This is a genomic window from Arthrobacter sp. GW460-12-1-14-TSB2, from assembly GCF_059423525.1.
Map to the genome: position 1 here is coordinate 1 of NZ_JBWKYC010000006.1, position 26,670 is coordinate 26,670.

Below are 26,670 nucleotides of genomic sequence, written 5' to 3' on the forward strand. Positions count from 1 at the left end.
GATGACCAGATCTGGAACCTCAAGCGCGGCGGCCACGACTACCGCAAGGTCTACGCCGCGTACAAGGCAGCGACCGAATTCAAGGGCAAACCCACCGTCATCCTGGCCAAAACCGTCAAGGGCTACGGACTCGGACCGCACTTCGAAGGCCGCAACGCCACCCACCAGATGAAGAAACTCACCCTGGATGACCTCAAGTCGTTCCGGGACCACCTGCGCATTCCCATCACGGATGAGCAGCTTGAGGGCGACCCCTACCAGCCGCCGTACTTCCACCCGGGCAACGATGCGCCGGAAATTGCCTACATGATGGAGCGCCGCGCAGCCCTGGGCGGGTCCGTTCCGGAACGCCGCAGCAAGCACGCCGCCCTCACGCTTCCTGACCCGAAGTCCTACGAAGTGGCAAAACGCGGTTCGGGCAAGCAGCAGGCAGCCACCACCATGGCCTTCGTCAGGCTCCTCAAGGACCTCATGCGGGACAAGGAGTTCGGCAAGCACATCGCCCCGATCATCCCCGATGAGGCCCGCACGTTCGGTATGGACGCGTTCTTCCCGACGGCGAAGATCTACAACCCCAAGGGCCAGAACTACCTGTCCGTGGACCGGGACCTGGTCCTGGCCTACAAGGAATCCGCCCAGGGCCAGCTGATCCACCCCGGCATCAACGAAGCCGGCGCCGTCGCAGCCTTCACCGCCGCCGGCACCGCCTACGCCACCCACGGAGTGCCGCTGATCCCGGTCTACGTGTTCTACTCCATGTTCGGCTTCCAGCGCACCGGCGACGCCTTCTGGGCAGCCGCGGACCAAATGACCCGCGGCTTCATCATCGGCGCCACCGCAGGCCGGACCACCCTCACCGGCGAAGGACTCCAGCACGCCGACGGCCACTCCCCCATCCTCGCCGCCACCAACCCGGCAGTGGTCACCTACGACCCCGCCTACGGCTACGAAATGGGCCACATCGTCCGCGACGGCATCGAGCGCATGTACGGACCGGATTCGACTAACCGGAACCTGATGTACTACATCACCGTCTACAACGAACCCATCTCCCAGCCGGCCGAGCCGGATGAACTGGACGTTGAAGGCGTGATCAAGGGCATCTACCTGCTTGCACCGGCCAAGATCGACGGCCCCCGCACGCAGATCCTGGCCTCGGGCGTTTCCGTTCCGTGGGCCCTGGAAGCCCAGCGCCTCCTGGCCGAGGACTGGGGCGTCTCAGCGGACGTCTGGTCCGTCACGTCCTGGAACGAACTGCGCCGCGACGCCATGGCAGCGGAAGAGGACGCGTTCCTCAACCCCGGCGAACCGGCACGAGTGCCGTTCGTGACAGCACAGCTCGAAGGCGCCACCGGCCCCATCGTGGCGGTCACGGACTACATGAAGGCCGTCCCCGACCAGATCCGTCAGTACCTCCCGAACGAGTTCGCTTCGCTCGGCGCGGACGGCTTCGGCTTCTCCGACACCCGCGCCGCGGCCCGCCGCTTCTTCAAGAACGACATCCACTCCATAGTGGTCCGTTCCCTCGAGATGCTTGCGCGCCGAAGCGAAGTGGACGCCCAGGCTCCTGCCCAGGCGATCGAGAAGTACCGGCTGAACAACGTCAATGCCGGCTCCACAGGAAACGCTGGCGGCGAATCCTGATCCGGCTGCAGTGAATCACGACGGCGGCGGTCCCCACCAAAAAGGCGGGGGCCGCCGTCGTCGTTGTGTTCCCGGCGTCAGGCGGACTACGGGTCTTTGTGACGCAGCGCAAATCGAGTTGTAGCCTTTGCACAAATGGAGCTTGGCCTGCGCGCACCGTATGCTCGATGCATGGCAGAGCCAACCCCCACTCCCGCAAAGCGCAAGCCGGCCTCGCGCGCCCTGACGCCGGAAAAAACCCAGACGCTGAAGAAACTCCGGGCCAGCGTGGGGCAGTTGTCCACCACCACCATGCGCCAGCTCGAAAAATCGCTGCCTTGGTACGGCCGGCTCAGTTCCGATGAGCGGTCCGCCCTCGGGATGGTGGCCCAGAACGGCATCGCCGCATTTGTGACCTGGTACGAGCGGCCCAGCTCGCCGTCGTGGATCCTCACGGATGTTTTCGGGACCGCCCCCACCGAGCTGACCCGCTCCATCAGCCTGCAGAAGGCGCTCCAGCTCATCAGGATCGTGGTGGAGGTGGTGGAGGACCAGGTGCCCGTCATCGCGCCGGAGGCGGACCAGCCGGCGCTGCGGGAAGCCGTGCTCCGCTATTCACGTGAAGTGGCCTTTGCCGCCGCCGATGTCTATGCCCGGGCAGCCGAGTCGAGGGGTTCATGGGACACCCGGCTTGAGGCCCTGATTGTTGACGCCATCCTGCGCGGCGAAAACACCGATGCCCTGCGGTCGCGCATTGCCGCCCTCGGCTGGAAAGCACAGGAGCGCTTTACCGTAATGGTGGGGAATTCGCCGTCGGAACCGAGCGCCAGCTACGTCAGCGAGCTGCGCCGGACGGCCGGCCGGTTCGCCGAGGACGCGCTGGTGGGGATCCAGGGGGACCGCCTGATCCTGATCCTTGGCGGAGTCCAGGACCGTGAGAGCGCCTACCTGAAGCTCAGCGAACTCTTCGCCCCCGGCCCTGTTGTCTACGGGCCGGAAGCGGGTTCCCTGCTGGAAGCCAGCAGCTCGGCGCAGTCCGCCTTTGCTGGGCTGACCGCAGCGCGGGCCTGGCCCTCGGCGCCGCGCCCGGTGGCGGCAGACGACCTGCTGCCGGAGCGGGTCATTTCCGGGGACGACGCTGCACGCCGGTCCCTCATCAAGAACATCTACCGGCCTCTGATTGCCGCGTCCAACGGACTGGTGGAGACCCTGGGCACCTATCTCGAGCTTGGACACTCGCTCGAGGCAACGGCCCGTGAGCTCTTTGTGCACGCGAACACCGTCCGCTACCGGCTCAAGCGTGTTTGTGACGTCACCGGCTGGGATCCGCTCCTTCCCCGGGAGGCGTTTGTGCTTCAGGCGGCCCTCGTGGTGGGACGGCTTTCCGTGCCGCCCAAGGCACCCACCGAACGCCAAACGTCCCGGAACGGCAACTGAACCGTTGTAGACTTCCTACAAACTGACCCAGTGAGCTTGGTGTATGAATACACCGAGAATCACGCGGTAATTTGGAAAGCTGGATACGTGCTTGCAATCGTCTGCCCTGGACAGGGCTCCCAGACCCCTGGTTTTCTGGCCCCCTGGCTGGAACTGCCTCCCGTCGCTGGCCATTTGGCCTCCCTCAGTGAAATAGCAGGCATCGACCTCACCGCACACGGCACTACGTCGGATGAGGAAACCATCAAGGACACGGCGGTGGCGCAGCCGCTGATCGTGGCGGCCGGCCTGGTGGCCGCAAAGTCGCTTTTCGACGTCGAACTCAGCGCTCTCCCTGTCATCCTCGCCGGACATTCCGTCGGCGAGATCACGGCGTCGGCGCTTGCCGGAGTCCTGACGGAGACCGAGGCCATGACGTTCGTGCGGGAGCGTGCCAACAGCATGGCCGCTGCCGCCGCGGTCACCCCCACCGGCATGAGCGCCGTGGTTGGCGGAGACCCGGCCGAGGTACTGGCCGCCATTGAAGCAGCCGGCGCCACGCCGGCCAACGTCAACGGGGCCGGCCAGACCGTCGCGGCGGGCACGTTCGAACAGCTCAAGGCCCTTGCGGAGAATCCTCCGGCCAAGGCGCGCGTGATCCCGTTGAAGGTGGCCGGAGCGTTCCACACCTCGCACATGTCACCTGCGGTTGCGGCGCTGGAAGCGCTGAAGCCCTCGCTGCAACCCCGGAATCCGCAGGTGCCGCTCTTGTCCAACTTTGACGGCAAGGAAGTGACCGACGGCGACGCAGCTGTCGGCAGCCTCATCGCCCAGGTCTCCCGCCCGGTCCGTTGGGACCTGTGCATGGAAACGCTGGTGCAGCGCGGCGTCACCGGCGTCATTGAACTTGCACCGGCCGGAACCCTGGCCGGACTCGCCAAGCGGGGCATGCCCGGGGTCAAGACCGTTGCCGTCAAGACGCCGGACGACCTCACCGCTGCCCTGGCCCTATTCGCAGAACTGGAGGGACAGGCATGAGCGCTCCCGCACTCAAACAGGCACCAATGCGCGAACACACCCGCATCCTCGGACTCGGTGCTTACCGGCCGGACGTCATCGTCACCAACGAAGACGTCTGCCAGTGGATCGATTCCTCGGATGAATGGATCCGGCAGCGCACCGGCATCGTGACCCGTCACCGGGCTCCCGCAGACGTCAGTGTCATTGACATGGCTGAGGGCGCGGCCCGCGAAGCCCTGGCGAAAGCGGGCATCGAGGCCAGCCAGCTGGGCGCCGTGATCGTCTCCACCGTGACGCATCCGTACGCGACGCCCTCGGCCGCTGCCAGCCTGGCGGACCGCATCGGAGCAACGCCCGCTCCGGCGTTCGACATCTCCGCAGCGTGTGCCGGCTACTGCTACGGCATTGCCCAGGGCGACGCACTGGTCCGTTCCGGCGCAGCCGAATATGTGCTGGTGGTGGGTGCGGAGAAGCTTTCGGACGTCATCGACAACACTGAACGCACGATTTCCTTCCTGCTGGGCGACGGCGCCGGCGCCGTGGTGATCGGTCCCTCCGACACCCCGGGCATCGGACCGTCCGTCTGGGGTTCGGACGGCAGCAAGTGGGACGCCATCGGCATGACGCATTCCCTGCTCGACGTCCGTGAGCTTGCCCTTGCCGCGAACAAATCCGGGGCCCTGAGCACCGAAGAGGCTGCGGTCACCGACGCCGCCATCTGGCCCACCCTGCGCCAGGACGGCCAGACTGTTTTCCGCTGGGCAGTGTGGGAGATGGCCAAGGTGGCCCAGCAGGCCCTCGACGCCGCCGGCATTGCGGCGGAAGACCTCGCAGCGTTCATCCCCCACCAGGCCAACATGCGCATCATCGACGAGATGGTCAAGAAGCTCAAGCTTCCCGAGACCGTCAAGGTGGCCCGGGACATTGCCGAAGCCGGAAACACGTCGGCGGCTTCCATTCCGCTTGCCACCCACCGCCTGCTCCAGGAAAACCCCGAGCTCAGCGGCGGACTGGCCCTGCAGATCGGATTTGGCGCCGGACTGGTGTTCGGTGCCCAGGTGATAGTGCTCCCGTAGCCGAACCCTTTACCCACAACTGAATACGTTCTGAAAAGCACGGATTCGCGAACCAAGCCGTAACCGCGGTTTGAATCATTTCCGGCAGCACCTGCCGGCAACAACAAGAAAAGGAGCCATCAATGGCTAGCAACGAAGAGATCCTGGCCGGCCTGGCTGAAATCGTCAACGAAGAAACCGGCCTCGCCACCGAAGCCGTCGAGCTGGACAAGTCCTTCACCGAGGACCTGGACATCGACTCCATCTCCATGATGACCATCGTGGTCAACGCTGAGGAAAAGTTCGGCGTGCGCATCCCGGACGAAGAGGTCAAGAACCTCAAGACCGTCGGTGACGCTGTCAGCTTCATCGCCGACGCACAGGCCTAGTCCTGGCTCCTGCCGGCAACGGCCGAATCCGGTATTCGGTCCGGGGCGCTGATCCAGCGTTCCGGACCGGACACCGCTGAATGACCCCAAGTTTTCCCCACGCATCCCCGGCCAGGCATTTCCCGGACTCGGCATGCGCACCGATAGAGAGTGATCCCATGGCACGCAAAGTAGTCATTACCGGTCTGGGTGCCACCACGCCCATTGGCGGCGATGTCCCCACAATGTGGAATAACGCGCTGAAGGGCGTCTCCGGCGCACGCACGCTCGAGGACGACTGGGTAGCGAAGTATGAACTGCCCGTCCACTTCGCAGCACGCGCCTCCACTCCCGCCCTGGACGTCCTGAGCCGCGTGGAAGCCAAGCGCATGGATCCGTCCACGCAGTTCGGCGTTGTCGCTGCCCGCGAAGCCTGGGCCGACTCCGGCATTACCGAAGTGGACCACGACCGTCTGGCTGTGGCTTTCGCCACGGGTATCGGCGGCGTATGGACCCTGCTGGACGCGTGGGACACGCTGCGCGAAAAAGGCCCGCGCCGTGTCCTGCCGATGACCGTGCCCATGCTGATGCCCAATGGCGTGGCAGCAGCGGTAAGCCTCGACCTTGGCGCCCGTGCAGGAGCACATACTCCGGTGTCCGCCTGCGCGTCAGGCACCGAAGCCCTGCACCTCGGCCTGGACCTGATCCGTTCCGGTAAGGCGGACGTCGTGGTCTGCGGTGGCGCCGAAGCGGCGATCCACCCCATGCCCATTGCCGCGTTCGCCTCGATGCAGGCTCTTTCCCGCCGCAACGACGATCCCGAGCACGCATCGCGCCCCTATGACACGGGCCGCGACGGCTTCGTCATGGGTGAAGGCGCCGGCGCCCTGGTCATCGAGGCCGAGGAACATGCCCTGGCCCGCGGAGCCCGGATATACGGCGAGCTCGCCGGAACGTCCGTGACGGCAGACGCCTATCACATCACCGCCCCGGACCCGCAGGGCCTGGGAGCCACCCGTGCCCTGAAGGCGGCCATGTTCGACGGCAGGATCCAGCCTGAGGAAGTGGTCCACGTCAACGCCCACGCGACGTCCACGCCCGTGGGTGACAAGCCGGAATACACTGCCCTTCGTGCCGCCCTTGGCGCGCATGTCGACAATGTTGCGGTCTCCGCGACGAAGTCACAGATGGGCCACCTGCTGGGTGCCTCAGGTGCGGTAGAGGCCGTGCTGACCGTGCTGGCCATCTACGAACGCAAGGCGCCGGTGACCATCAACCTGGAAAACCAAGACCCGGAGATCCCGCTCGACGTCGTCACCAAGACTGCCCGCGACCTGCCCTCCGGCAACATCGTGGCACTGAGCAACTCGTTCGGGTTCGGCGGCCACAATGCCGTGATTGCGGTCCGCAGCATCTAACGTCCGCGCTAGCAATAGCAAGAGGCCCCCCCCGTCCGGCGGGGGCCTCTTGCGTTATGGAGGTTGTGGCAAAACGGCGGCCGGTTAGCCCACCTGGTGCAGCCAGCGCACGGGTGCGCCCTCGGCAGCGTGCCTGAACGGCTCGAGCTCTTCGTCCCAGGCTTCGCCGAGGGCAAGTGACAGCTCGTGGTAGACGGCGGACGGGTCGCCGGCACCGGATTCGTAGGCGTAGCGGATGCGGTCTTCGGAGACCATGATGTTGCCATGCACGTCGGTGACGGCGTGGAAGATTCCCAGCTCGGGAGTGTGCGACCACCGTCCGCCGTCTACGCCTTGGCTGGGCTCTTCAGTGACCTCATAGCGAAGGTGCGCCCAGCCGCGCAGGGCGGACGCCAGCAGCGCGCCGGTGCCCGGGCTGCCGGTCCAGGACAGTTCCGAACGGAACATTCCGGGCGCAGCAGGCTGAGCAGTCCACTCAAGGTCCGTCCGCTTGTCCACGACAGACCCAATGGCCCACTCAACGTGGGGGCACAGGGCGGTCGGGGCCGAGTGAACGAACAAGACACCGCGGGTCATTGCAACAGACATTCCATCCTCCATAGCTGTAGGTACGTCTTCCCCAACGACCTCTGCCTGGATGTGTGTCTGCCGCGCCGGGTCCGCATGCTGCCGTGGTCCCTGCAAAGCTATGAAATTAGTGCCGGCTGATGCCTGAAACTGCTTGAGGGCGAGCTTCAAGCCTGACTTGAGAGTTGCCGGGCATGACTCTTATTGTGCCGTACCCCGCCTAATTACGCCAGTGCAATTCGGCGCGCCGGAAGCGGTCTGGAAATGTCACGCGCGCGGGTGCGCCTGCTGGTAGCTTCGCCGGAGCCGGTCAACCGAGACGTGGGTGTAGATCTGCGTGGTGGCCAGGCTGCTGTGGCCGAGGATCTCCTGCACGGCCCTGAGATCGGCTCCGCCGTCCAGCAAATGGGTGGCGGCAGAGTGCCGGAGTGCGTGCGGACCGGTGGCAGCGGTGTCGCCCAGCGCGTCAAGAAGGTCCTTCACCACCGCACGAACCTGCCGCTGGTCCACCCTGCGGCCCCGGACCCCCAGGAAGAGTGCCGGACCGCTCCCCTCGGCTGCCAGCAGTGGCCGTCCGCGTCGCAGCCAGTCGTCGACAGCGACCGCAGCCGGGAGCCCGTACGGCACCGTCCGCTCCTTGTTGCCCTTGCCGACCACCCTCAGCGTCCGGCGGTCGGGGTCGAGATCGTCAACGTCCATCCCTGCCAACTCCCCCACCCGGACACCGGTGGCGTAGAGCAACTCCACCATGGCGCGGTCTCGACGGGCGAGGACTCCGCCGTCTTCAGCAGCAGCCTTCAGCCCGTCCATGACACGGACAACCTGCTGCTGGTGCAGAACGCCGGGCAAGGACTTTTCCCGCTTCGGCGCCTTCAGGCGAAGCGCCGGGTCGGCCTCGAGGAGCTCCTCACGGACAGCCCAGGCGGTGAAGGACCGTGCGGTGGCTGCCCGCCGCGCAAGTGTGGAACGGGACACGCCGGCCTCACTCTGCGTGCCGAGCCAGCGCCGCAGCGTTGCTAGTTCGATCCCGTCGAGGTCGGTGGCGCCGTCGGCTGCGGCGGCCGACAGCAGGCTGTGGACGTCCGACAGGTAGGCGCGAACGGTGTGGGGCGACCTGGCGCGTTCATTTTCGAGGTAGCGGCCGAAGCCGTGTGCGGCGCCAGCGAGGGCTGCGGGAAGATCAGGGGTGTCCACGCTCCCACTTTCCCATCATTTGGCGGCCACGCAACGAACCACGTGACTCAACACGCCTTGCGGGAACGCTTCCAACCGCCTCGTTCGGATTCAGCGAGCCCCAACAACCCCAGCCTGCCCAGCCCCGCCCTGACGGAATCAGCACTTAACCCGGCAACTGAAGTCAGCTTTTCGACAGAACTGGTGGTCCGCAGCGGTAGTGCGTCGAGCAGGATGAGGTCCTCCAGCGTGAGGCCATCATGGTCGGCGGGCTGTCCCGGGCCAAGGTTGGCCAGCGACTCACCACTGGGAGAGGCAAGTTCGGCAATTTCCCCGGCATCAGTAACGCACACGGCTCCCCCCTCGCGAATCAGCCGGTGGCAGCCTGCGGAATTGGCGCTGTGCACGGATCCGGGGACGGCGCCGACGGCGCGGCCCAGGTTTTCGGCATGATGGGCAGTGTTCAGTGCACCGGAGCGCCAGCGGGCCTCCACCACCACAGTGACTGAGGACAGCGCGGCGATGAGGCGGTTCCGTTGCAGGAAACGGTACCGGGTGGGAGCGGATCCGGGCGGGACTTCAGCCAGGACAGCACCCTGGTTTGCGACGGCCCTGAGCAGGTCCTCGTTGCCGGATGGATAGAAGCGGTCTACTCCCCCGGCCACCACGGCGATGGTGGGCATGGTGTCGCCGGTACCCGCCAACGCAGCCCTGTGAGCGTGGGCATCAATCCCGTAAGCCCCGCCGGAGACGATGGTGAAGCCCCGTTGGGCCAGCGAATAGGCGAGGTCGCCGGTGACGGCTGCACCGTAGCTGGTGCTGTCGCGGGACCCGACAAGCGCAATGGACCTGGAAGCCGCGGGCAGGGGCTGTTCCACCCCGCGCCACCAGAGGCAGATGGGTTCATGAAGGTCCAGGTCGGTCAACTGCCTGGGCCATAGGGCGTCGGACGGCATGATCATGCGGCCGCCCAGCCGGTGCATGGTGGCGAGGTCCCGCTCCGGAGCAAGGTCCGGTATCCGGGGGGCCCAGCGCCTGAGCGAGGCGTTCATTCCGGGCCAGCTGCTGGTGCCGTTCTCTGCCAGCAGCGCTGTCATGGCCTGCTCAAGCTCGGGACCGGTTGCCAGCTGTCCGGTGGCGATTCGAAGCGCATCCACGGCACCGGCGGTCCTCACGAGCGCCAGGCCCACGGCGTCCTGGGGCTCCATCAGACGCGACAGGGCGGCCCGCGCTATGCGTTCAGTGTCAGTCATCGTTTTCCTTTCAGGCCGCAGCCGAGGCAGCTTGCCGGAGTCCCAGCGCCTGCCCGATATCGTCGTGGTCCGGGGTGTCGCGGCCGGCCAGGTCCGCCAGCGTCCACGCGAGGCGCAGAACGCGGTCGTATCCGCGGGCGGTGAGGACGCCGCGTTCGAGCGAGTGGTCCAGGATTCGCGTGGTTGGTGACGAGAGGCGCAATGCCCCGCGAAGCACGCGGCCAGGCACTTGTGAGTTGGTTTCCAGCCCCAGGGGGCGAAGTCTCAGCAGCTGACGCTCCCGGGCGCCACGGACCCGGGCGGCGATTGCAGGAGTGTCTTCCTCCGCGCCCGTCCGGCCGAAGTCCGCAAGCGAAACCCGTTCCACCTGAAGCTGGATGTCCACCCGGTCCAGCAGAGGCCCGGACATCCGTGCCAGGTACCGGCGCCTCATCATCGGCGTACAGGTGCAGTCGAGCCCTTTGCCCGAAGCCTTACCGCAAGGGCAGGGGTTGGCAGCAAGCACAAGCTGGAACCTTGCCGGATAGGCGGCGGTGCCCGCAGACCGGTGGATCACCAGTTCGCCGCTCTCTAAGGGTTGCCTGAGCGCGTCAAGGACCCGCCGCTCGTATTCCGGAGCCTCGTCAAGGAACAGTACGCCACGGTGCGCCCTGGACGCCGCTCCCGGCCGCGGCAACCCCGAGCCACCCCCGATGATGGCGGCGGCTGTGGCGCTGTGGTGCGGATTCTCAAACGGCGGCCGGCGAAGGAGCTGCACGGCGGCAGTCGGCAACGCACACAGGGAGTGGATGGCGGTCACCTCCATGGCCTCGTTGTCAGCCAAATCCGGCAGCAGGCCCGGAAGCCGTTCAGCCAACATTGTCTTCCCGGCCCCCGGCGGACCGGACAGGAGCAGATGGTGGGCACCGGCGGCAGCAACTTCAAGCGCCCTCCTGGCATCACCTTGCCCGGAGACGTCGCACATATCCGGCGCCATCCCGGCCCCGGAGGCGGCGGCGTCGGAGGAATCTTCGTCGTCGGGTTCGAAATCCAGGGCAAGCTCCTGCGGATCCGCCCCGAAGTCACATGCGAGCCGGGCCAGTGTCCTGTACCCGCGGACCCTGGCCCCCGGCACGAGTTCAGCCTCAGCCGCATTTGCGTGCGCCACCACAATGTCCGCATACCCGGCCTGCACGGCGGCCATGACGGCCGGGAGGATTCCCCGGACCGGCCTGAGCCTGCCATCGAGGCCCAGTTCGGCGATAAACACTGTCCGCTCTGTGGAGCGGATGTCATTCGCGGCGCGAAGGACGGCCATGGTGATGGCCAGGTCAAAGCCGGAACCCCGTTTGGGCAGCGAGGCCGGGATAAGGTTCGCGGTGATCTTTCTGCGGCTCAACGGGATGCCAGAGTTTTGCGCGGCGGACCGGATGCGTTCCTTGGCTTCGTTAAGTGAGGCGTCCGGAAGGCCGAGTATGACGAAGGCCGGGAGGGTCTGGCCGATGTCGGCTTCGACCTCGACGATGTACCCGTTGAGTCCCACAAGCGCCACTGAGTAGGTCCTGCCCAGGGCCACCTACCCCACCCCTTTGAGGTGCTCCACACGCGGCTGGCCGGCGCCGTCGTCAAGGACTGAAACGACGTCGACGCGCCGGAAAGGCATGCGGAGTTCGTGGTCGCGGCACCATGCCGACGCGAGCCGGTGCAGCCGCGCCAGTTTGGCAACACCGACGGCTTCGAAGGGATGACCGTAGGCGAGGGATTTACGCGTCTTCACTTCGGCGATGACAAGCGAGTCGCCGTCCAGGGCGACGATGTCGATTTCACCTTCGGGACAGCGCCAGTTGCGGTCCACGATCCGCATGCCCTGTGATTCCAGATATCCGGCCGCTAATTCTTCGCCGCGCCGGCCAAGCAAGTCTTTGGCTCTCATTGTTACCTCCGCCATCAGCCTGCTGGAGAGGCGGAGGCCGGCAAACCGGCGGAGGGAGCTATGTGGGAAACCCGGTCAAAAGAGTCCTGTGGAGGAGATGTTGCAGCGTTGCGCGAGGCGCTAGGCGCGGGTTCCGCATCTCATGCAGTGGGCAGACTGGTGTGGCCGCTCATCATAGAATCCGGCATGGCTGCTCCAGATGTGCCCTAGGAACCAGCAGAGTATTTTCACGGTGAGATCTTCTCTGATTTCAGCCTGGTAGGCGGTGCCAGTACGAGCCTGCGGTGCTCGATTCAAGCACCGCCAGTATTTGTCTGAACGACGCGGAACCCCCCGCACTGCGGTAAGCCGTCGGAACAGAACTACGAATCAATCCCTTACAGTAGTCTCGCGCCAAGGACGGCCTGGATGCCAGACCCCGGGCAAAAAACAGGTAGTGCAACCCGCTGATACGGTGGTCGCCTACCCGCTTCAGGCGCCCGGCCCGGCTACCCGTGCGTCAGCCGCTGCGGTCAGTTGCCCAGGTCCACGTCCTTGGGAAGGGCGAGTTCCTCGTTGCGGGGCAACTCTTCGACGTTGACGTCCTTGAAGGTGATCACCCGCACACTCTTGACGAACCGGGCCGAGCGGTAGACGTCCCACACCCAGGCGTCCTGGAGGGTGAGGTCGAAATAGACTTCGCCGTCGGCGCTGCGCGCCTGCAGGTCCACGTGGTTGGCGAGATAGAAACGCCGCTCGGTCTCGACTACGTAGCTGAACAGCCCGACGACGTCACGGTATTCGCGGTAGAGCTGCAGCTCCATATCGGTTTCATAGTTCTCAAGATCCTCGGCACTCATGGTTCCATCTTGCACCATTCCGCGCGGCCCCGCGGCCAAGGTCGGAGATCCAGGGTCAGAGAATCTGCCAGCTGACCCGGTGATAGGGGGTTGGCCCGGTGGCTTTGAGGGCCTCCTTGTGGGACGCCGTCCCGTAGCCTTTGTTTTCGTTCCAGCCGAAGGATGGGTACTCATCGTGCAGCGAACGCATCAGCTGGTCCCGCTCCACCTTGGCCAGGATGCTGGCAGCGGCCACGCTCAGGCACTGCATGTCCGCCTTGACAAGGGTGTGGACCGGCGCGTCGCAGCCGGGCCCGGCCGGTGCGTCGTCGAAGAGAGATGCCTGCGTTTCCGGTGAGAGCCAGTTGTGGCTTCCGTCGAGCAGCACCACGTCGGGGGTGATGCCGGCCGCCAGGATCTGGAGCCAGGCCCGCGTCCCGGCCGTCCGCAGGGCCGCGATGATGCCCATTGCGTCGATCTCGGCGGCAGAGGCGTGGCCGACCGCCGACGCGACGCTCCAGTTCCGCACCAGGGGCTCCAGCCGCTCCCGGTCGGCTTCTTTCAGGAGCTTGCTGTCGCGGACGTCGTCGAGCAGCACCGGCCGGGTCAGGTCCACGACGGCGATTCCGACGGTCACGGGTCCTGCAATGGCGCCGCGCCCTACTTCGTCGATGCCGGCCAGCAGCCGGGCACCAGAGCTCAGGAAGCGGTGCTCGTAGTCGAGGGTCGGTGCAAGGGACATTTATTTTCCAGCCGGTGCGGGTACGTTCCGGAACACATCGGGATAGTTGCCCAGCCCTGTCAGGCGGTTGAGGGGCCAGGCGATCACGGCCGCCTTGCCCTCGATGTCCGGCATGTCGATGAAGCCGCCGTTGCTTTCCTGGTGGGCCCGGGAATCGGCCGAGTGGTTCCGGTTGTCGCCCATGACCCAGATCTTGCCGTCCGGGACGACGACATCGAAGTTGCGGATGTCCGGGACCTCCGCGGGGTTGACGTACGTTTCATCCACGGCCTGGCCGTTGATGGTGAGTTTGCCGCCCGCGTCGCAGCACACCACATGGTCGCCGGGGAGTCCGATGACGCGCTTGACCAGGTGCTGCTCCGAATTGTCGGGCAGGAGCCCCACAAACGTCAGGCCGTCCTGGACCCAGGTGAAGGGTCCGTCAGCCTTCTCCGGCGTGGGCACCAGCCACCCCTTGGTGTCTTTGAAGACCACCACGTCGCCGCGTTCGAGGGCAAAGGGCTCCGGAACAAGCAGGTTGACGAAGATCCGGTCGTTTACGTCAAGCGTGCTGACCATCGATTCGGACGGGATATAAAACGCCCGGAACAGGAAGGTCTTGATCAGGAAGGACAACACCACGGCGATGGCCACCACCGTGAGCACCTCTTTGATCCAGAGGTACACCGGGCCATGGGCCCTGCCTTCTTTCGCCGGCTTCGGCGGGCGCGACTTCGAGTGGGCGCCTCTCGAACCGGCGGCCCGGCTGTCGGTCCGGTGAGCGGGCGCATCGGCTTCTGCAGGCAGGCCGGTATCCGGAGCTTCCTCCGGAAAGGCTGTATCCCTGTCCGTGGCAGTCCCCGCGAGTTCGCGGCCGGCACGGTCGCGCTTGAACGGATCAGGAGTCCGGGGGTCAATCTCGGGCATCTACTGTCCGTCCTTCGTTGTCGTGCTGGTTTCTGCGGGCCGGGGTACAGCCGCAAATCTGTCGAGTGGCCAGATAATCTGGACCGGCCTGCCGATGATCCGGTCCAGGGGCACCATGCCGCCACCCGGGGCGCCCAGCAGGCTTCGGGAGTCTGCGGACATGGACCGGTGGTCTCCAAGCAACCATAACCGTCCGGCCGGAACGATCACACTGAACTTCTGCTTGCTCGGAGCGTCTCCGCCATAGAGGTATGGTTCCTCAAGCGCCTGACCGTTAACTGTGAGCCGCTGCCGGTCATCGCAGCAGATAACATGATCGCCGGGCAACCCGATAACCCGCTTTATGTAGGTTGTATCACTGCCCGTGATGCCAAGCCAGTGGCCGGCTGCCGCCGCGCCGTCCTGCAGCGGTCCGTTGCCGCTGTTGAGCGGGGCGAACGTCCCGCGGCCGTCGAAGACCACCACATCACCGCGCCGGACCGGCTCGGACTGGAAGTCAGTGCGGGAAACGAGGATCCTGTCGCCTGCGCCGAAGAGCGGCTCCATGGAGGCGGACGGGATGTAGTAGACATCCAGCCAGAGTCCGCGGACAAGCCCGCTGATGAGCAGGGCCAGCGCGATGGCCAGGAACGCAAAACGCCAGCCCAGTTTCCTGGGCTGGCGTTCTGACTGGTCCATGATCCGTATCCTGTGGCGCTGTTGCGGAAGAGCTCCGGCGCGGGCCGGATCCGGGTTCTGGACCCGCCGTGGAAGTCCGGGGACTTACTTGGCGGTGCTGAAGTCGCGCTTTTCCTTGATCTTCGCAGCCTTACCGCGCAGTGCGCGCATGTAGTAAAGCTTGGCGCGGCGGACGTCACCCTTGGTGACGACCTCGATCTTGTCGATGATCGGGGAGTGTACCGGGAAGGTACGCTCAACGCCGACACCGAAGGAGACCTTGCGGACCGTGAAGGTTTCGCGGATGCCGTCACCCTGGCGGCCCAGGACGAAGCCCTGGAATACCTGGACACGGGAGTTCTTGCCTTCGATGATGTTCACGTGAACCTTGAGGGTGTCACCCGCGCGGAACTCGGGAACATCGGTGCGCAGCGAGGCTGCATCTACGGTATCGAGGATATGCATTGATCCACTCCTGGTGAACGCCACAGGTCATCCACTTTGGGTCACGACGGCCAAGCCGGGAACTTGCCCGGAATCACCGCCGAAAGTTTTCTGATCCGGCCCCATCACTGATTGAAGACGCCGGGGTGCCGGGCTGTTGGTGGCGCTCCCCCTGTGGCAGGTGCGCACCCAGCAGGCACAAGGACTAATTTTGCCACATCCGGAGGATTCCGGCTAATCCGGTCCCGCCCGCGACGAGGCCACTGCAGAGTCCGCGTCAGCCTTCCGCCGGAGTGCCGTTCCCGCCCTCGGCCGGGCGGAGCCTCAGATGACCGTCGACGACGTCGTATCCCAGGTCCCCGAGCGCGGTGCGGTCCGCGCGGGGAAGTTTGCCGGCGTCGAACTCTGCCAGCAGATCGGGGCGGCGTTCCGCCGTACGGCGGTACTGCTCGTGGCGGCGCCACTGGGCAATCTTGCCGTGGTTGCCGCTCAACAAGACGGGCGGAACTTCGCGGTCCCGCCACGTGGAGGGCTTGGTGTACACGGGGTACTCCAGCAGGCCGTCCGAGTGTGATTCTTCAATGAGGGACTCCGGGTTGCCGACAACGCCGGGAAGGAGCCGGACGATGGCTTCGGTCATGGCCAGGACGGCCACTTCGCCTCCATTGAGTACGTAGTCCCCCAGGCTCATGGGCCGGACAGTGAAGTGCTCTTCCGCCCACTCGATGACCCGCTCGTCGATGCCCTCATACCGGCCGCAGGCGAAGACCAGCTGGTCCTCCTCGGCGAGTTCGTGCGCCAGAGCCTGGGTGAACCGTTCCCCCGCCGGAGAGGGGACGATCAGCACCGGCTTCCGATCGGTGGCATCTTCCCTCCCTGCGGCTACCGAACTGAGCGCCAGCGCCCATGGTTCCGCCTTCATCACCATGCCGGCGCCGCCGCCGTAGGGAGTGTCGTCCACCGACCTGTGCTTGTCCGTGGTGAAATCCCGGAGGTCGTGGACATTCAGGTCCAACAGGCCGTCCTGGCGGGCCTTCCCGATCAGGGATAGTTCCAGGGGCGCGAGGTACTCCGGGAAGATGCTGACGACGTCGATCCTCATTTAGGCGTTGTCTCCGGCTTCTGCTGTGCCCTGCCCTGTTGTGCCCGGCTCATCGTCCCCGGAATCCTCAAGGTTGATCTCGAACAGTCCGGGCGGCGGGGTGACCAGGATGTACTTCTCCCCCACGTTGACCTCGGGCACGATCTCTTCGACGAACGGAATCAGGATCTCCTTGCCATCCGCCGCCTCCACCATAATCAGGTCCTGGACCGGCAGGGTGCGGAGCCCGGAGACCTTACCGACAACGGTGCCGCCTACGCGGACCTCGAGGCCGACGAGCTCGTGCTCGTACCACCCCTCGTCGTCGTCTTCGTCAAGCTCTTCCGTCTCGATAAACAGTTTGGCGCCGCGCAGGGCCTCGGCCTGGTTGCGGGTCTCGACGCCCTCAAATCCCAGCAGCAGGATGTCCTTGTTCCAGCGGGCACTGTCCACGGTCAGCGTTCCGACCGAGGCGGGCTCAACCACGAATTCCGTGCCCGGAACGAAGCGGTCCTCCGGCGCATCGGTCAGGACCTGGACGGTCACTTCGCCGCGGATGCCGTGCGGTTTGCCGATTCGTGCCACCTGAAGCTGCATCTGTTCCTCTGTTCCGGGATTCGTTCTGTACTGGTTTTACTGCGGCCGGTTGCTGCGACTTGTTCCACCGCGCGCCCGCCGCCGCGCCGGGATTTCCTGAAAACAGTCCGGCCCCTCCACCATAATCTGGTGAAGGGGCCGGACTTGAGACAAATAGTGCGGGGCGTTTACCGGCGGCGGTCGGTGTCGACGACGTCGACCCTGACCTGTTCGCCGCCGGCCAGCGCCGCCACGACAGTGCGCAGTGCGCGTGCCGTGCGGCCCTGACGACCGATCACCCGTCCGAGGTCATCCTGGTGAACTCGCACCTCGAGGGTGTCCCCGCGGCGGTTGTTCTTGGCGCTGACCTTGACGTCCTCAGGACTGTCAACAATCCCGCGGACAAGGTGTTCGAGCGCTTCTGCCAGCAATTTACTCAGCCTCGGTGGTCTCTGCTTCAGCTTCGGTGGAAGCTTCGGCTGCTTCGTCCTTCTTGGCCTTCTTGGTGATGGCTTCCGGGATGATCACGGAACCCTTTTCCGGGGTAACGAAGGCAGCCTTGGGAGCCTTGGTCTTCAAGGTGCCCTCCTGGCCGGGGAGACCCTTGAACTTCTGCCAGTCACCGGTGATCTTGAGGATCGCGGCGACCTGCTCGGACGGCTGTGCGCCGACGCCGAGCCAGTACTGGGCACGGTCCGTGTCGACCTCGATGTACGAGGGCTCTTCGGTGGGGTGGTACTTGCCGATCTCTTCGATCGCACGGCCGTCACGCTTGGAGCGTGCGTCCATGACAACGATGCGGTAGTACGGTGCGCGCATCTTGCCGAAGCGCTTAAGGCGAATCTTTACGGCCACTTTTGTGGTCACTCCTGTTTCTGAAACGGGGTCGAGCCCGGCGTTCTGCACCCGTGGGGCGGGCCGTACTAGGGGGTTCTAAAAGGACAAGATCCGGACGCGGAGAGAGGGGCCACGCAGATCAAGTACCTGTCTATTGTGCCAGATCAGCGCCGGGATTTCGACTTGACACACGGCGGCCCGGTCAGGCGGACCAGACGTAAAGGCCGGTCCGGGCGTTCGCGTCCACGCTGCCGGCCATCTGCGCAAGCCGCTGGACATAGCCGAGGGCCTCGTCGGAGCCGAAAGGCATGTCCTCTTCGGCCGCCCACCTGGCGGCAACATCCTCCAGAACGTTGCCCTCGCCCTCGGTCTCGTAACTGAGGAGTTCCGCGAGCGCCCGGACCATCGCAGCCGGTACGCCCAGGAGGGAATCGCTGGCCACGTCCACCATGGCGAGTTCATAGTCCGCCCCAGCCGCGTGCACGGCCGCTCCTGCCAGGTCGCCGAGCTGCTCAATCTCGAAATCGCTGATGTCCGGAATCCGCAGCGAGTCCGGAGCCGCGGGCCCGCCGCCCTCAAGTGCCCCCGCGCGCTTGAGCGCCTCATCGTGGGTGGAAACAAAGATTTCAGTGAAACCCATGGAAATCATCCTCATTCCGTCGGCGCTGCAATGGTCCCGTCGGGCACCTTCGCAGCTGCCCCGGACTTCCGGAATCAGCCTAACGCAGAAGGACGCGCAGGTCAGCGACGCCTCAGCGGACGGCGACGCGGATCCGGTTGCGCCACGGATCCTCGAAACGCAGCTCCGCTCCCGTGTGGTGGGACGCCGCACCGGCAACCCGCAAACGGTCGGCGAGCGCGCCGACGTCGTCCGTTCCCGGCACTTCGATCAGGACTTCGCCCAGGCCAAGGGTGTCCTTACGGGGCCCTGCGCCGCGGCTGTTCCAGACGTTCATTGCCATGTGATGGTGGTAGCCGCCGGCGGAGACGAACAGGGCCTGCCCGTGCCATCCGGCGGTTTTCTCGAAACCAAGGGTGCCCACGTAGAAGTCATGGGCCGACTGGACGTCGCCCACCTGAAGGTGGACGTGCCCGACGCCGGCATGCGCCTCACGCTGCCCGCTTACCGCTTCCTCGGTCAGGAATTCCTGCAGGAACCGCTGCGGCGGGAGGGCAAGGCTGTCCATGACCACATTGGTCCCCTCCCAGGACCAGTCGCTACGGGGACGGTCCCAGTACAGCTCGATGCCGTTGCCCTCGGGGTCGCTGAAGTAGAAAGCCTCGCTGACGAGGTGGTCGGCGCTCCCGGTGAACAGCCGCGGCTCATACCGGGCCGCTGAAGCCACCGTGGCAGCGAGCGCCGGCCTGTCCCCGAAGAGCAGGGCCGTGTGGAACAGTCCGGCTTCACCCCGGGCCGGAAGGTTGAGCCCGGGTGCGGGTGCGAGATGGACCAGGGGCGTTCCGCGCCGGCCAAGGTACACGCCGCCATCCTGCTCAGCCACGACCTCCAGCCCGAGCGCGCGCTGGTAGTAATCGGTCATCAGCTTCATGTCCCCCACCTTGAGCATCACCGTGCCCATGGCGAGATCCGCCGGCAGCAGGTCCTTGCTGGATTCTGTGGTCATGGCAACTCCAAACTCCCGAAACTCCGCCTCCGGTCCTCCGGTGACGCTTACATAGAGTTAAATTACTTGAACCTTCAATTTATTCCTGGTGGAGCTGCCGACCGCGAAGAATGATGTGGGTGAGGTTCCGCAGCGTTTCCGGATTGATCCTGGGGTCCTGTTCGCACAGTACGACGTCGGCGCTGGCGCCCTCGGCGATACCGTCCGCTCCCAGCCACTTCCGGGCGCCCCACGACGCCGCGTCGAGCGCCGCCGCCGCCGGCAGGCCGGCGGTGTGGAGCGCATGGATCTCATCCACTATCCGGCCGTGGCCGATGACGCTGCCCGCGTCTGTCCCGGCGTAGATCGGGACGCCCGCCTCGAAAGCTTCCACAATCCGCTCGTTCCGCCGCTGCCACAAGGCGCGCATGTGTGCTGCGTAAACCGGAAACTTTGCTTCCGCCCGGGCCGCGATGTCCGGGAACGTCGCAGTATTGATCAGCGTGGGAACAATCGGGACGCGTTGTTCCACGAAGCGGGGTATGTGCCGTGGCAGGAGTCCGGTGCCGTGTTCGATGCAGTCGATGCCGGCGTCGAGCATGTCATCCAGCGTGTCCTCGGCGAAACAGTGCGCCGTCACCCGGGCACCTTCATCGTGGGCGGCGCGGACAGCATCCCGGACCACGGCGGCGGGGAACGACGCCGAAAGGTCACCGGCGTCGCGGTCGATCCAGTCCCCCACGATCTTGACCCAGCCGTCACCCGCGAGCGCCTGCTTGCGCACCGCCTCGACCAGTCCGTCCGGCTCAACTTCGACGGCGAATCCCCGCAGATAGCGGCGGGTCCTGGCAATGTGGCGTCCCGCCCGGATGATCCGCGGCAACTCCGGACGCTGCTGGATCCAGCGCGTGTCATGTACCGCTCCCGCGTCGCGGACCAGCAGCGTGCCGGCCATCAGGTCCGTGACGGCCTGCTCCTCGGCGATGGACTCGGACACATCGCCGTCAGGTCCAAGACCGATGTGACAGTGTGCGTCCACGAGGCCCGGAAGCACCCAGCCATCCAGCACCACATCCGGCGGACCCGCCGGCCGACTGAACGTCAGCCTGCCGTCCACGGCCCAGAGGCCGTCCCGTTCCTGGTCTGGAGCGGTCAGCACCGTTCCGGTGAATTCGATGATTCCACGCATGCCTCAAGCCTAGACCGCCGGTTCCGGTCGTTGGATGTGAACGCCGTGTGACGTGGACGCTGCCCGGGCCTGTGGTAGCTTCGTCTACGACCACACGGGTGCCCCTGCAGGGGCTGAGATCGGGCTGACGCGGCCTGCGACCGTTGAACCTGTCCGGGTAATGCCGGCGAAGGAAGTGAGTATTCCGTGAATACACCAGAAACACAGCTGTCCCGTGCCCAAAATGGATCCACCGCCGGCCAGGCGGGCACTCATGAAACGCAGTCCCTGAAGTCCCATTCACTGGCCTTCATCGCCGACGAAGCCACCGGGATCCGGGTGCCGGTGACCGAGATTGCCTTGGAGGACTCGCCGGGCGGCGCGGCCAACCCGCCGTTCCGGGTCTACCGGACAGCGGGGCCCGGCAGCGATCCCGTGGTGGGACTGGAACCGTTCAGGACCCGGTGGATTGAATCCAGGGCGGACACCGAGCCGTACAGCGGCAGGGAACGGAACCTCCTCGACGACGGGAAGTCGGCCGTGCGCCGAGGCGCTGCCTCCGCGGAGTGGAAGGGCGCGCAGCCGGTGCCCCGCCGCGCTGTCGCGGGACGGACCGTCACGCAGATGCATTACGCCAGGAAGGGCGTGGTGACTCCCGAAATGCAGTTCGTCGCACTGCGGGAAAACTGCGATGTTGAGCTGGTGCGCAGCGAAGTTGCCGCGGGCCGCGCCATCATCCCCAACAACATCAACCACCCGGAGTCCGAGCCGATGATCATCGGTAAGGCCTTCCTTGTGAAGATCAATGCCAACATCGGCAACTCGGCTGTCACCAGCTCCATCGCCGAGGAGGTCGACAAGCTGCAGTGGGCCACCCAGTGGGGTGCCGACACGGTGATGGACCTGTCCACCGGGGACGACATCCACACCACCCGGGAATGGATCATCCGCAACTCGCCGGTGCCGATCGGCACCGTGCCCATCTACCAGGCCCTGGAGAAGGTCAACGGCGAGGCCAACAAACTGACGTGGGAAATTTTCCGCGACACCGTGATCGAGCAGTGCGAGCAGGGTGTGGACTACATGACCATCCACGCCGGAGTCCTGCTGCGCTACGTACCGCTGACGGCCAACCGCGTCACCGGCATCGTCTCCCGCGGCGGATCCATCATGGCAGGGTGGTGCCTGGCCCACCACCAGGAGAACTTCCTCTACACGCACTTCGACGAGCTGTGCGAGATCTTCGCCAAGTACGACGTTGCGTTCTCGCTCGGCGACGGGCTGCGGCCCGGCGCGACGGCCGACGCGAACGACGCCGCCCAGTTCGCCGAGCTGGATACTTTGGCTGAGCTGACGCAGCGTGCCTGGGAATTCGATGTCCAGGTGATGGTGGAAGGCCCGGGGCATGTGCCGTTCCACCTTGTCAGGGAAAACGTGGAGCGCCAGCAGGAACTCTGCAAGGGAGCTCCCTTCTACACCCTGGGGCCGCTAGTCACGGACATAGCCCCGGGCTATGACCACATCACCTCCGCCATCGGCGCCACGGAAATCGCCCGCTACGGCACGGCCATGCTCTGTTACGTCACACCCAAGGAACACCTGGGGCTGCCGAACAAGGACGACGTGAAGACCGGCGTGATCACCTACAAGATCGCCGCCCACGCCGCCGACCTCGCCAAGGGCCACCCGGGGGCACATGAACGTGACGACGCCCTGTCCAAGGCACGGTTCGAATTCCGGTGGCGGGACCAGTTTGCCCTGTCTCTGGACCCTGTCACGGCTGAAGCCTTCCATGACGAGACGCTGCCTGCGGAACCGGCGAAGACTGCGCATTTCTGCTCAATGTGCGGGCCCAAGTTCTGCTCCATGCGCATCAGCCAGGACATCCGGGACGAATACGGTTCAGCCGAAGCCCAGGCAGCGCTGGCCGAGATGGCGGCCGGAATGCGCGAGAAGAGCAACGAATTCCTGGCAGCCGGCGGCAAGGTCTACCTTCCGGAGCTGCAGCTTCCCCGCCAGGAATTGCCGGGCTCGCATAGTGCAGCGGCGGGCGAAGGCGCCGCTAAGATGCCTGCGAGTGCTGACGCCGGCTGACCTCTGCGATAAATGACCGGATAACCCGGTCTCCCTCCACGGAGTCCTGAGGCCGGTGCCCGCCCGCAGCAACGCGGTGCAGGGCACCGGTTTCGCGCAGGTACCCGGCAATCTCCTCGTACAGCGGCTCCCAGCCGCCGGTGAGCACGAGCGTGGGGACTCCCGGGACGATCTGCAGCGGCGCCTCCCACGGAGGCGCCTGCAGCCGGAGCCTGCGGGCGGTGTTGGGCGATTCCGGTGTGGCCGGGCCGTCACTGTGAACGGAAAATGCACGCCGGACGAACTCCCGCTGGAAATCGTCGTCGCCCAACTGGTGCCGCACATCAAAAAGGGGCTGCATCAGGGCCCGGTGCGCCGCCGTTGCGGGCAGTTCGGCGGTCAGCGACAGGCACGCGGGCTCCACGAGGGTGAGGGAGTGCACCAGGTCCGGGCGCTCCACGGCCGCCATCATCGCCGCAATGGCGCCCTGGGAATGGGCCACCACATGACCGCCGGCAGCGCCACGCCCTTCATCCGCCAAAGCGGCCAGCACAATCCGGGCATCGGCCTGGAAATCCGACTCAAGAGGTTCCGCCACCGGGTCAAAGCCGTAGCGGCGCAGGAACAAAGCGTCGTAGGCCAGTGCCATGCCGTGCTGCTTGGGCCACGCGGCGGACCCGAAGGCCCCCGAACCGTGGACGAACACTACGCGCTGCTTAAACATGCCCCAACCCTATGGCAATGGCCGGATAATTCAGCGGGCGACATTGAACCCGCCGACAATCAAGTTGCCCGTGCGGAAAACTGCCTGGCCGGTAACTACTTGCTCCCGCCGAGGAACTTGTCGAAACCCTTGGGCAGGTTGAGCTGGGACGGATCGAAATCCGCTCCCTGCTGGCCGAAGGCGGCGCCGGTGGGAAGTGCCTTGCCGGCGTTGGCACGCCGGGCCTCCGCTTCGCGAAGCTCCTGCGCGGCCTTGGCAGGGTTTCCCGACTTGGCCTTCTTCTTGGGCGCATTCTTGGCGCCCTTGCGGGCACCTCCTGCGCCGCCGCCCATGCCCGGCATCCCTGGCATGCCGGGCATTCCGCCGCCGGCTGCCATCTTCTTCATCATCTTCTGGGCCTGGGCAAACCGCTCCAGCAGGCCGTTGACGTCCGACACGTGCATGCCTGAGCCCTTGGCGATGCGGGCCCGGCGTGATCCGTTGATGATCTTGGGGGCAACGCGCTCGTGCGGCGTCATGGAACGGACGATCGCTTCCACACGGTCAATTTCGCGCTCGTCGAACTGCTCCAGCTGCTGGCGGATATTCTGCGCACCCGGCATCATCATGAGCATTTTCTTCATCGAACCCATGTTGCGGATCTGCTGCATTTGGGCGAGGAAGTCGTCGAGGGTGAAGTCTTCCTGGTCGGCGAACTTCTTCGCCATCCGCGCCGCTTCGTCCTTGTCCCAGGACTTTTCCGCCTGCTCGATGAGGGTGAGGACGTCGCCCATGTCGAGGATGCGGGACGCCATGCGGTCCGGGTGGAACAGCTCAAAGTCGTCAACGCCTTCGCCGGTGGAGGCGAACATGACCGGCTTACCGGTGACTGACGCAACGGACAGGGCGGCACCGCCGCGGGCGTCGCCGTCGAGCTTTGAGAGAACGATGCCGGTGAAGTTGACACCCTCATCGAAGGCGAGCGCCGTGTTGACGGCGTCCTGGCCGATCATGGAGTCGATGACGAAGAGCACTTCATTCGGCACGATGGCGCGGCGGATCTGGCGCGCCTGCTCCATCATGTCGGCGTCCACACCGAGTCGTCCGGCGGTGTCAACGATGACGACGTCGTGAAGCTTCTGGCGCGCTTCCTCGACACCGGCGCGGGCAACCGCCACGGGGTCGCCCGCAGGATGGTCCAGTTCGGTGGACGTGGCACCCGGGTGCGGGGCGAAGACGGGAACTCCGGCGCGCTGGCCGACAACCTGCAGCTGGGTGACGGCGTTGGGCCGCTGGAGGTCGCAGGCCACCAGCATGGGGCTGTGGCCCTGGGACTTCAGCCACTTGGAAAGTTTGCCGGCGAGGGTCGTCTTGCCGGCGCCCTGAAGGCCCGCGAGCATGATGATGGTGGGGCCGGTCTTGGCCAGACGGATGCGACGGGTCTCGCCGCCCAGGATCTCAACGAGTTCCTCGTTGACGATCTTGACGATCTGCTGGCTGGGGTTCAACGCACCGGAGACCTCGGCACCCAGGGAACGCTCGCGCACCCGGCCCGTGAACTCGCGGACCACTGGCACAGCAACGTCGGCGTCCAGGAGGGCCCGCCGGATCTCGCGGACCGTGGCGTCAACGTCCGCCTCGGTGAGGCGGCCCTTGCCGCGGAGATTCTTGAAGGTTGCTGTCAACCGGTCAGAGAGTGAATTGAACACGCGCCGTGCACTTCTTTCAGTGGATCTACAGCTGGCGGCCGGTGCGGCTCGCCAGAGTCGTGACTGTTGTTGGCCTGGACCAACTGCCTCGACAACGGGACTCGACTATCTAGGGTACCAAGACAGGCCTTCAAGATGGCATGCTGGCAGGATGGCCACCCAAACAACTGTAAAAACCCTGCTCATCCTTGGTGCGTCAGGGGATCTTACCGGCCGGCTGCTCCTGCCGGGGCTCGCACGGCTGGCCGCCAGGGGCCGCGCGGACGGGCTGACGCTCGTCGGGGCAGGTTCGGATCCCTGGACCCACGAGCAATGGCTGGAACGTGTCGAGACCTCTTTCGCCGACTCGAACTCGCAGGCGGACGCCGCGGGCAAGCGCGAACTCAAGCGGATAGCGGCGTCAACCTCGTATCACCAGCTTGACGTGACCGCTGGTGGCGGCCTTGCCTCACTGCTGTCCGGCCTCGAAGCTCCGGTGGCCGTGTACTTCGCCCTTCCGCCCCACGTCAGCCAAAAAGCATGCGAAGTGCTGGCCCCGGAGGACGTGCCCGCCGGCACCCGCCTGGTGATGGAAAAGCCGTTCGGATCCAGTGAGGATTCGGCCCGGCACCTCAACGTGACCCTGGCGGCGCTGGTCCCGGAGGACCACATCCACCGGGTGGACCACTTCCTGGGCAAGGCAACGGTACTCAACATCCTCGGACTTCGCTTTGCCAACACCTTCCTGGAGCCGGTCTGGAACCGCGAATACATCGAGAAGGTGGAGATCATCTTTGATGAGGACCTCGCACTGGAGGGCCGCGCCCGATACTACGACGGCGCAGGCGCGCTGCGTGACATGATCCAGAGCCACCTGCTGCAGATCATGGCGCTGATGGCCATCGAGCCGCCGGCCACTGTCGATGAGCGTGACCTCCGGGACGCCGTGGCCACACTCCTGCGCGCCAGCAGCATCAAGGCCCCCTACCGCTCAAACACGCGCCGTGCCCGATACACCGCAGGCTCCATCGACGGGCGGAAAGTCCCGGACTACACCAAGGAAGCAGGCGTGGACGCAGCCAGGAACACCGAGACACTGGCGGAGGTGCAGGTGGGCATCGACAACTGGCGGTGGCAGGGTGTCCCCTTCATCCTCCGGTCCGGCAAGGCGCTCGGGGCAAAACGCAAGGAAGCAGTTGTCACCTTTAAGCCTGTGCCGCACCTGCCAGCAGGATTCACCGGCGTCGACTCCCCCAATCAGCTCCGCATCGGGTTCGGCCCCGACACCCTGCAGTTCGACGTCGACGTGAACGGCCCCGGCAATGTCCTGAGCCTCGACCGGGTAACGCTCAACGCCGAACTCAGCGCTTCCGACCTCCTCCCTTACGGTGAAGTGCTCGAGGGCGTCCTCACCGGCGATCCGCTGCTGTCCGTGCGGGCGGACACCGCCGAAGACTGCTGGCGGATCATTGAGCCGGTGATCAAGGCGTGGGAACGCGGCAGCGTTCCGCTGGAGGAATACGCAGCCGGAACCTCCGGTCCCGAGGGCTGGCCGGCCTAAGAGCCCC

General features: G+C 65.6%; 27 protein-coding genes and 1 riboswitch. Of the genes, 8 read left to right on the forward strand and 19 right to left on the reverse strand.

The genetic code is table 11. The features are described from left to right. The 6 genes from AC07YR_RS09690 to fabF all read left to right on the forward strand — a co-directional run. Positions 1–1,644: transketolase-like TK C-terminal-containing protein (locus AC07YR_RS09690; protein WP_494733844.1), on the forward strand; the 1,644-nt coding region annotated here is incomplete at its 5' end. A 171-nt stretch (positions 1,645–1,815) separates the two neighbouring features. Further along, positions 1,816–3,060 carry a PucR family transcriptional regulator gene (locus tag AC07YR_RS09695; protein WP_028271676.1) on the forward strand — a complete coding sequence of 415 codons (1,245 nt, stop codon included), beginning with the start codon at positions 1,816–1,818 and terminating at the stop codon, positions 3,058–3,060. Positions 3,061–3,147: 87 nt separating this feature from the next. After that, the gene (locus AC07YR_RS09700) at positions 3,148–4,077 is read left to right on the forward strand and encodes an ACP S-malonyltransferase (RefSeq protein WP_436057907.1); all 930 of its coding nucleotides are present in this window, start codon (positions 3,148–3,150) and stop codon (positions 4,075–4,077) included. Next, positions 4,074–5,135 carry a beta-ketoacyl-ACP synthase III gene (locus tag AC07YR_RS09705; protein WP_055795815.1) on the forward strand — a complete coding sequence of 354 codons (1,062 nt, stop codon included), beginning with the start codon at positions 4,074–4,076 and terminating at the stop codon, positions 5,133–5,135. The genes AC07YR_RS09700 and AC07YR_RS09705 overlap by 4 nt, the downstream gene beginning before the upstream one ends. A 122-nt stretch (positions 5,136–5,257) precedes the next feature. Next, the gene (locus tag AC07YR_RS09710; protein WP_028271673.1) at positions 5,258–5,503 is read left to right on the forward strand and encodes an acyl carrier protein; all 246 of its coding nucleotides are present in this window, start codon (positions 5,258–5,260) and stop codon (positions 5,501–5,503) included. Positions 5,504–5,661: 158 nt separating this feature from the next. Next, positions 5,662–6,900, forward strand: coding sequence for a beta-ketoacyl-ACP synthase II (gene fabF / locus AC07YR_RS09715; protein WP_494733845.1), 1,239 nt, complete (start codon positions 5,662–5,664; stop codon positions 6,898–6,900). A gap of 84 nt (positions 6,901–6,984) precedes the next feature. On the opposite strand, the gene AC07YR_RS09720 is transcribed toward fabF, so the two are convergent. The 17 genes from AC07YR_RS09720 to AC07YR_RS09800 all read right to left on the reverse strand — a co-directional run bounded on the left by AC07YR_RS09720 (position 6,985) and on the right by AC07YR_RS09800 (position 20,659). Next, a complete protein-coding gene (locus AC07YR_RS09720) occupies positions 6,985–7,488 on the reverse strand; it encodes a DUF3145 domain-containing protein (RefSeq protein WP_011692312.1) in 504 nt (167 codons plus the stop codon). A gap of 246 nt (positions 7,489–7,734) precedes the next feature. Next, positions 7,735–8,661: a tyrosine recombinase XerC gene (locus AC07YR_RS09725; RefSeq protein WP_494733846.1), complete on the reverse strand. Its 927-nt coding sequence runs from the start codon at positions 8,659–8,661 to the stop codon at positions 7,735–7,737. A gap of 47 nt (positions 8,662–8,708) precedes the next feature. Then, a complete protein-coding gene (gene dprA / locus AC07YR_RS09730; protein WP_494733847.1) occupies positions 8,709–9,893 on the reverse strand; it encodes a DNA-processing protein DprA in 1,185 nt (394 codons plus the stop codon). Positions 9,894–9,903: 10 nt separating this feature from the next. Then, the gene (locus tag AC07YR_RS09735; RefSeq protein WP_494733848.1) at positions 9,904–11,448 is read right to left on the reverse strand and encodes a YifB family Mg chelatase-like AAA ATPase; all 1,545 of its coding nucleotides are present in this window, start codon (positions 11,446–11,448) and stop codon (positions 9,904–9,906) included. Next, positions 11,449–11,805 (reverse strand): YraN family protein, encoded by a 357-nt coding sequence (locus AC07YR_RS09740; protein ID WP_055795913.1) that lies wholly within the window; start codon positions 11,803–11,805, stop codon positions 11,449–11,451. A 512-nt stretch (positions 11,806–12,317) separates the two neighbouring features. Then, positions 12,318–12,644: a DUF2469 domain-containing protein gene (locus tag AC07YR_RS09745; protein ID WP_003806068.1), complete on the reverse strand. Its 327-nt coding sequence runs from the start codon at positions 12,642–12,644 to the stop codon at positions 12,318–12,320. Between the two features lie 55 nt (positions 12,645–12,699). Continuing rightward, entirely contained in the window at positions 12,700–13,365 is a 666-nt protein-coding gene (gene rnhB / locus AC07YR_RS09750; protein WP_436057912.1) for a ribonuclease HII, read from the reverse strand. Then, complete coding sequence (lepB, locus tag AC07YR_RS09755) at positions 13,366–14,271, reverse strand: signal peptidase I (RefSeq protein ID WP_494733849.1); 906 nt, start codon at positions 14,269–14,271, stop codon at positions 13,366–13,368. Beyond that, positions 14,272–14,949, reverse strand: coding sequence for a signal peptidase I (lepB, locus tag AC07YR_RS09760; protein WP_436057914.1), 678 nt, complete (start codon positions 14,947–14,949; stop codon positions 14,272–14,274). 84 nt (positions 14,950–15,033) lie between these two features. Continuing rightward, positions 15,034–15,393: a 50S ribosomal protein L19 gene (rplS, locus tag AC07YR_RS09765; RefSeq protein WP_055795923.1), complete on the reverse strand. Its 360-nt coding sequence runs from the start codon at positions 15,391–15,393 to the stop codon at positions 15,034–15,036. A 256-nt stretch (positions 15,394–15,649) separates the two neighbouring features. After that, positions 15,650–16,474 (reverse strand): tRNA (guanosine(37)-N1)-methyltransferase TrmD, encoded by an 825-nt coding sequence (trmD, locus tag AC07YR_RS09770; protein ID WP_055795926.1) that lies wholly within the window; start codon positions 16,472–16,474, stop codon positions 15,650–15,652. Further along, a complete protein-coding gene (gene rimM / locus AC07YR_RS09775) occupies positions 16,475–17,050 on the reverse strand; it encodes a ribosome maturation factor RimM (RefSeq protein WP_055795931.1) in 576 nt (191 codons plus the stop codon). It lies immediately after the preceding gene. Between the two features lie 167 nt (positions 17,051–17,217). Then, the gene (locus AC07YR_RS09780; RefSeq protein WP_011692324.1) at positions 17,218–17,460 is read right to left on the reverse strand and encodes an RNA-binding protein; all 243 of its coding nucleotides are present in this window, start codon (positions 17,458–17,460) and stop codon (positions 17,218–17,220) included. 1 nt (position 17,461) lies between these two features. Beyond that, the gene (rpsP, locus tag AC07YR_RS09785) at positions 17,462–17,884 is read right to left on the reverse strand and encodes a 30S ribosomal protein S16 (protein ID WP_028271661.1); all 423 of its coding nucleotides are present in this window, start codon (positions 17,882–17,884) and stop codon (positions 17,462–17,464) included. Positions 17,885–18,068: 184 nt separating this feature from the next. Then, positions 18,069–18,506 carry a hypothetical protein gene (locus AC07YR_RS09790; protein ID WP_200939265.1) on the reverse strand — a complete coding sequence of 146 codons (438 nt, stop codon included), beginning with the start codon at positions 18,504–18,506 and terminating at the stop codon, positions 18,069–18,071. Between the two features lie 112 nt (positions 18,507–18,618). After that, positions 18,619–19,491: a VOC family protein gene (locus AC07YR_RS09795; RefSeq protein WP_436057916.1), complete on the reverse strand. Its 873-nt coding sequence runs from the start codon at positions 19,489–19,491 to the stop codon at positions 18,619–18,621. Positions 19,492–19,570: 79 nt separating this feature from the next. Next, the gene (locus AC07YR_RS09800) at positions 19,571–20,659 is read right to left on the reverse strand and encodes an amidohydrolase family protein (RefSeq protein WP_494733850.1); all 1,089 of its coding nucleotides are present in this window, start codon (positions 20,657–20,659) and stop codon (positions 19,571–19,573) included. Between the two features lie 84 nt (positions 20,660–20,743). Beyond that, a riboswitch (TPP riboswitch) is annotated at positions 20,744–20,851 on the forward strand. Between AC07YR_RS09800 and thiC the strand changes: the two genes are divergently transcribed. Further along, positions 20,846–22,732: a phosphomethylpyrimidine synthase ThiC gene (gene thiC / locus AC07YR_RS09805; RefSeq protein ID WP_494733851.1), complete on the forward strand. Its 1,887-nt coding sequence runs from the start codon at positions 20,846–20,848 to the stop codon at positions 22,730–22,732. (Overlaps the previous riboswitch by 6 nt.) Here thiC and AC07YR_RS09810 read toward each other — a convergent pair. Continuing rightward, on the reverse strand, positions 22,701–23,435 hold the full coding sequence (locus tag AC07YR_RS09810; protein WP_494733852.1) for an alpha/beta fold hydrolase: 735 nt from the start codon (positions 23,433–23,435) through the stop codon (positions 22,701–22,703). The genes thiC and AC07YR_RS09810 overlap by 32 nt on opposite strands. A gap of 95 nt (positions 23,436–23,530) precedes the next feature. Then, entirely contained in the window at positions 23,531–25,123 is a 1,593-nt protein-coding gene (ffh, locus tag AC07YR_RS09815; protein WP_055795946.1) for a signal recognition particle protein, read from the reverse strand. Between the two features lie 151 nt (positions 25,124–25,274). On the opposite strand from ffh, the gene AC07YR_RS09820 reads away from it, so the two are divergent. Continuing rightward, on the forward strand, positions 25,275–26,663 hold the full coding sequence (locus tag AC07YR_RS09820; protein WP_494733853.1) for a glucose-6-phosphate dehydrogenase: 1,389 nt from the start codon (positions 25,275–25,277) through the stop codon (positions 26,661–26,663). Positions 26,664–26,670 lie beyond the last annotated feature (7 nt).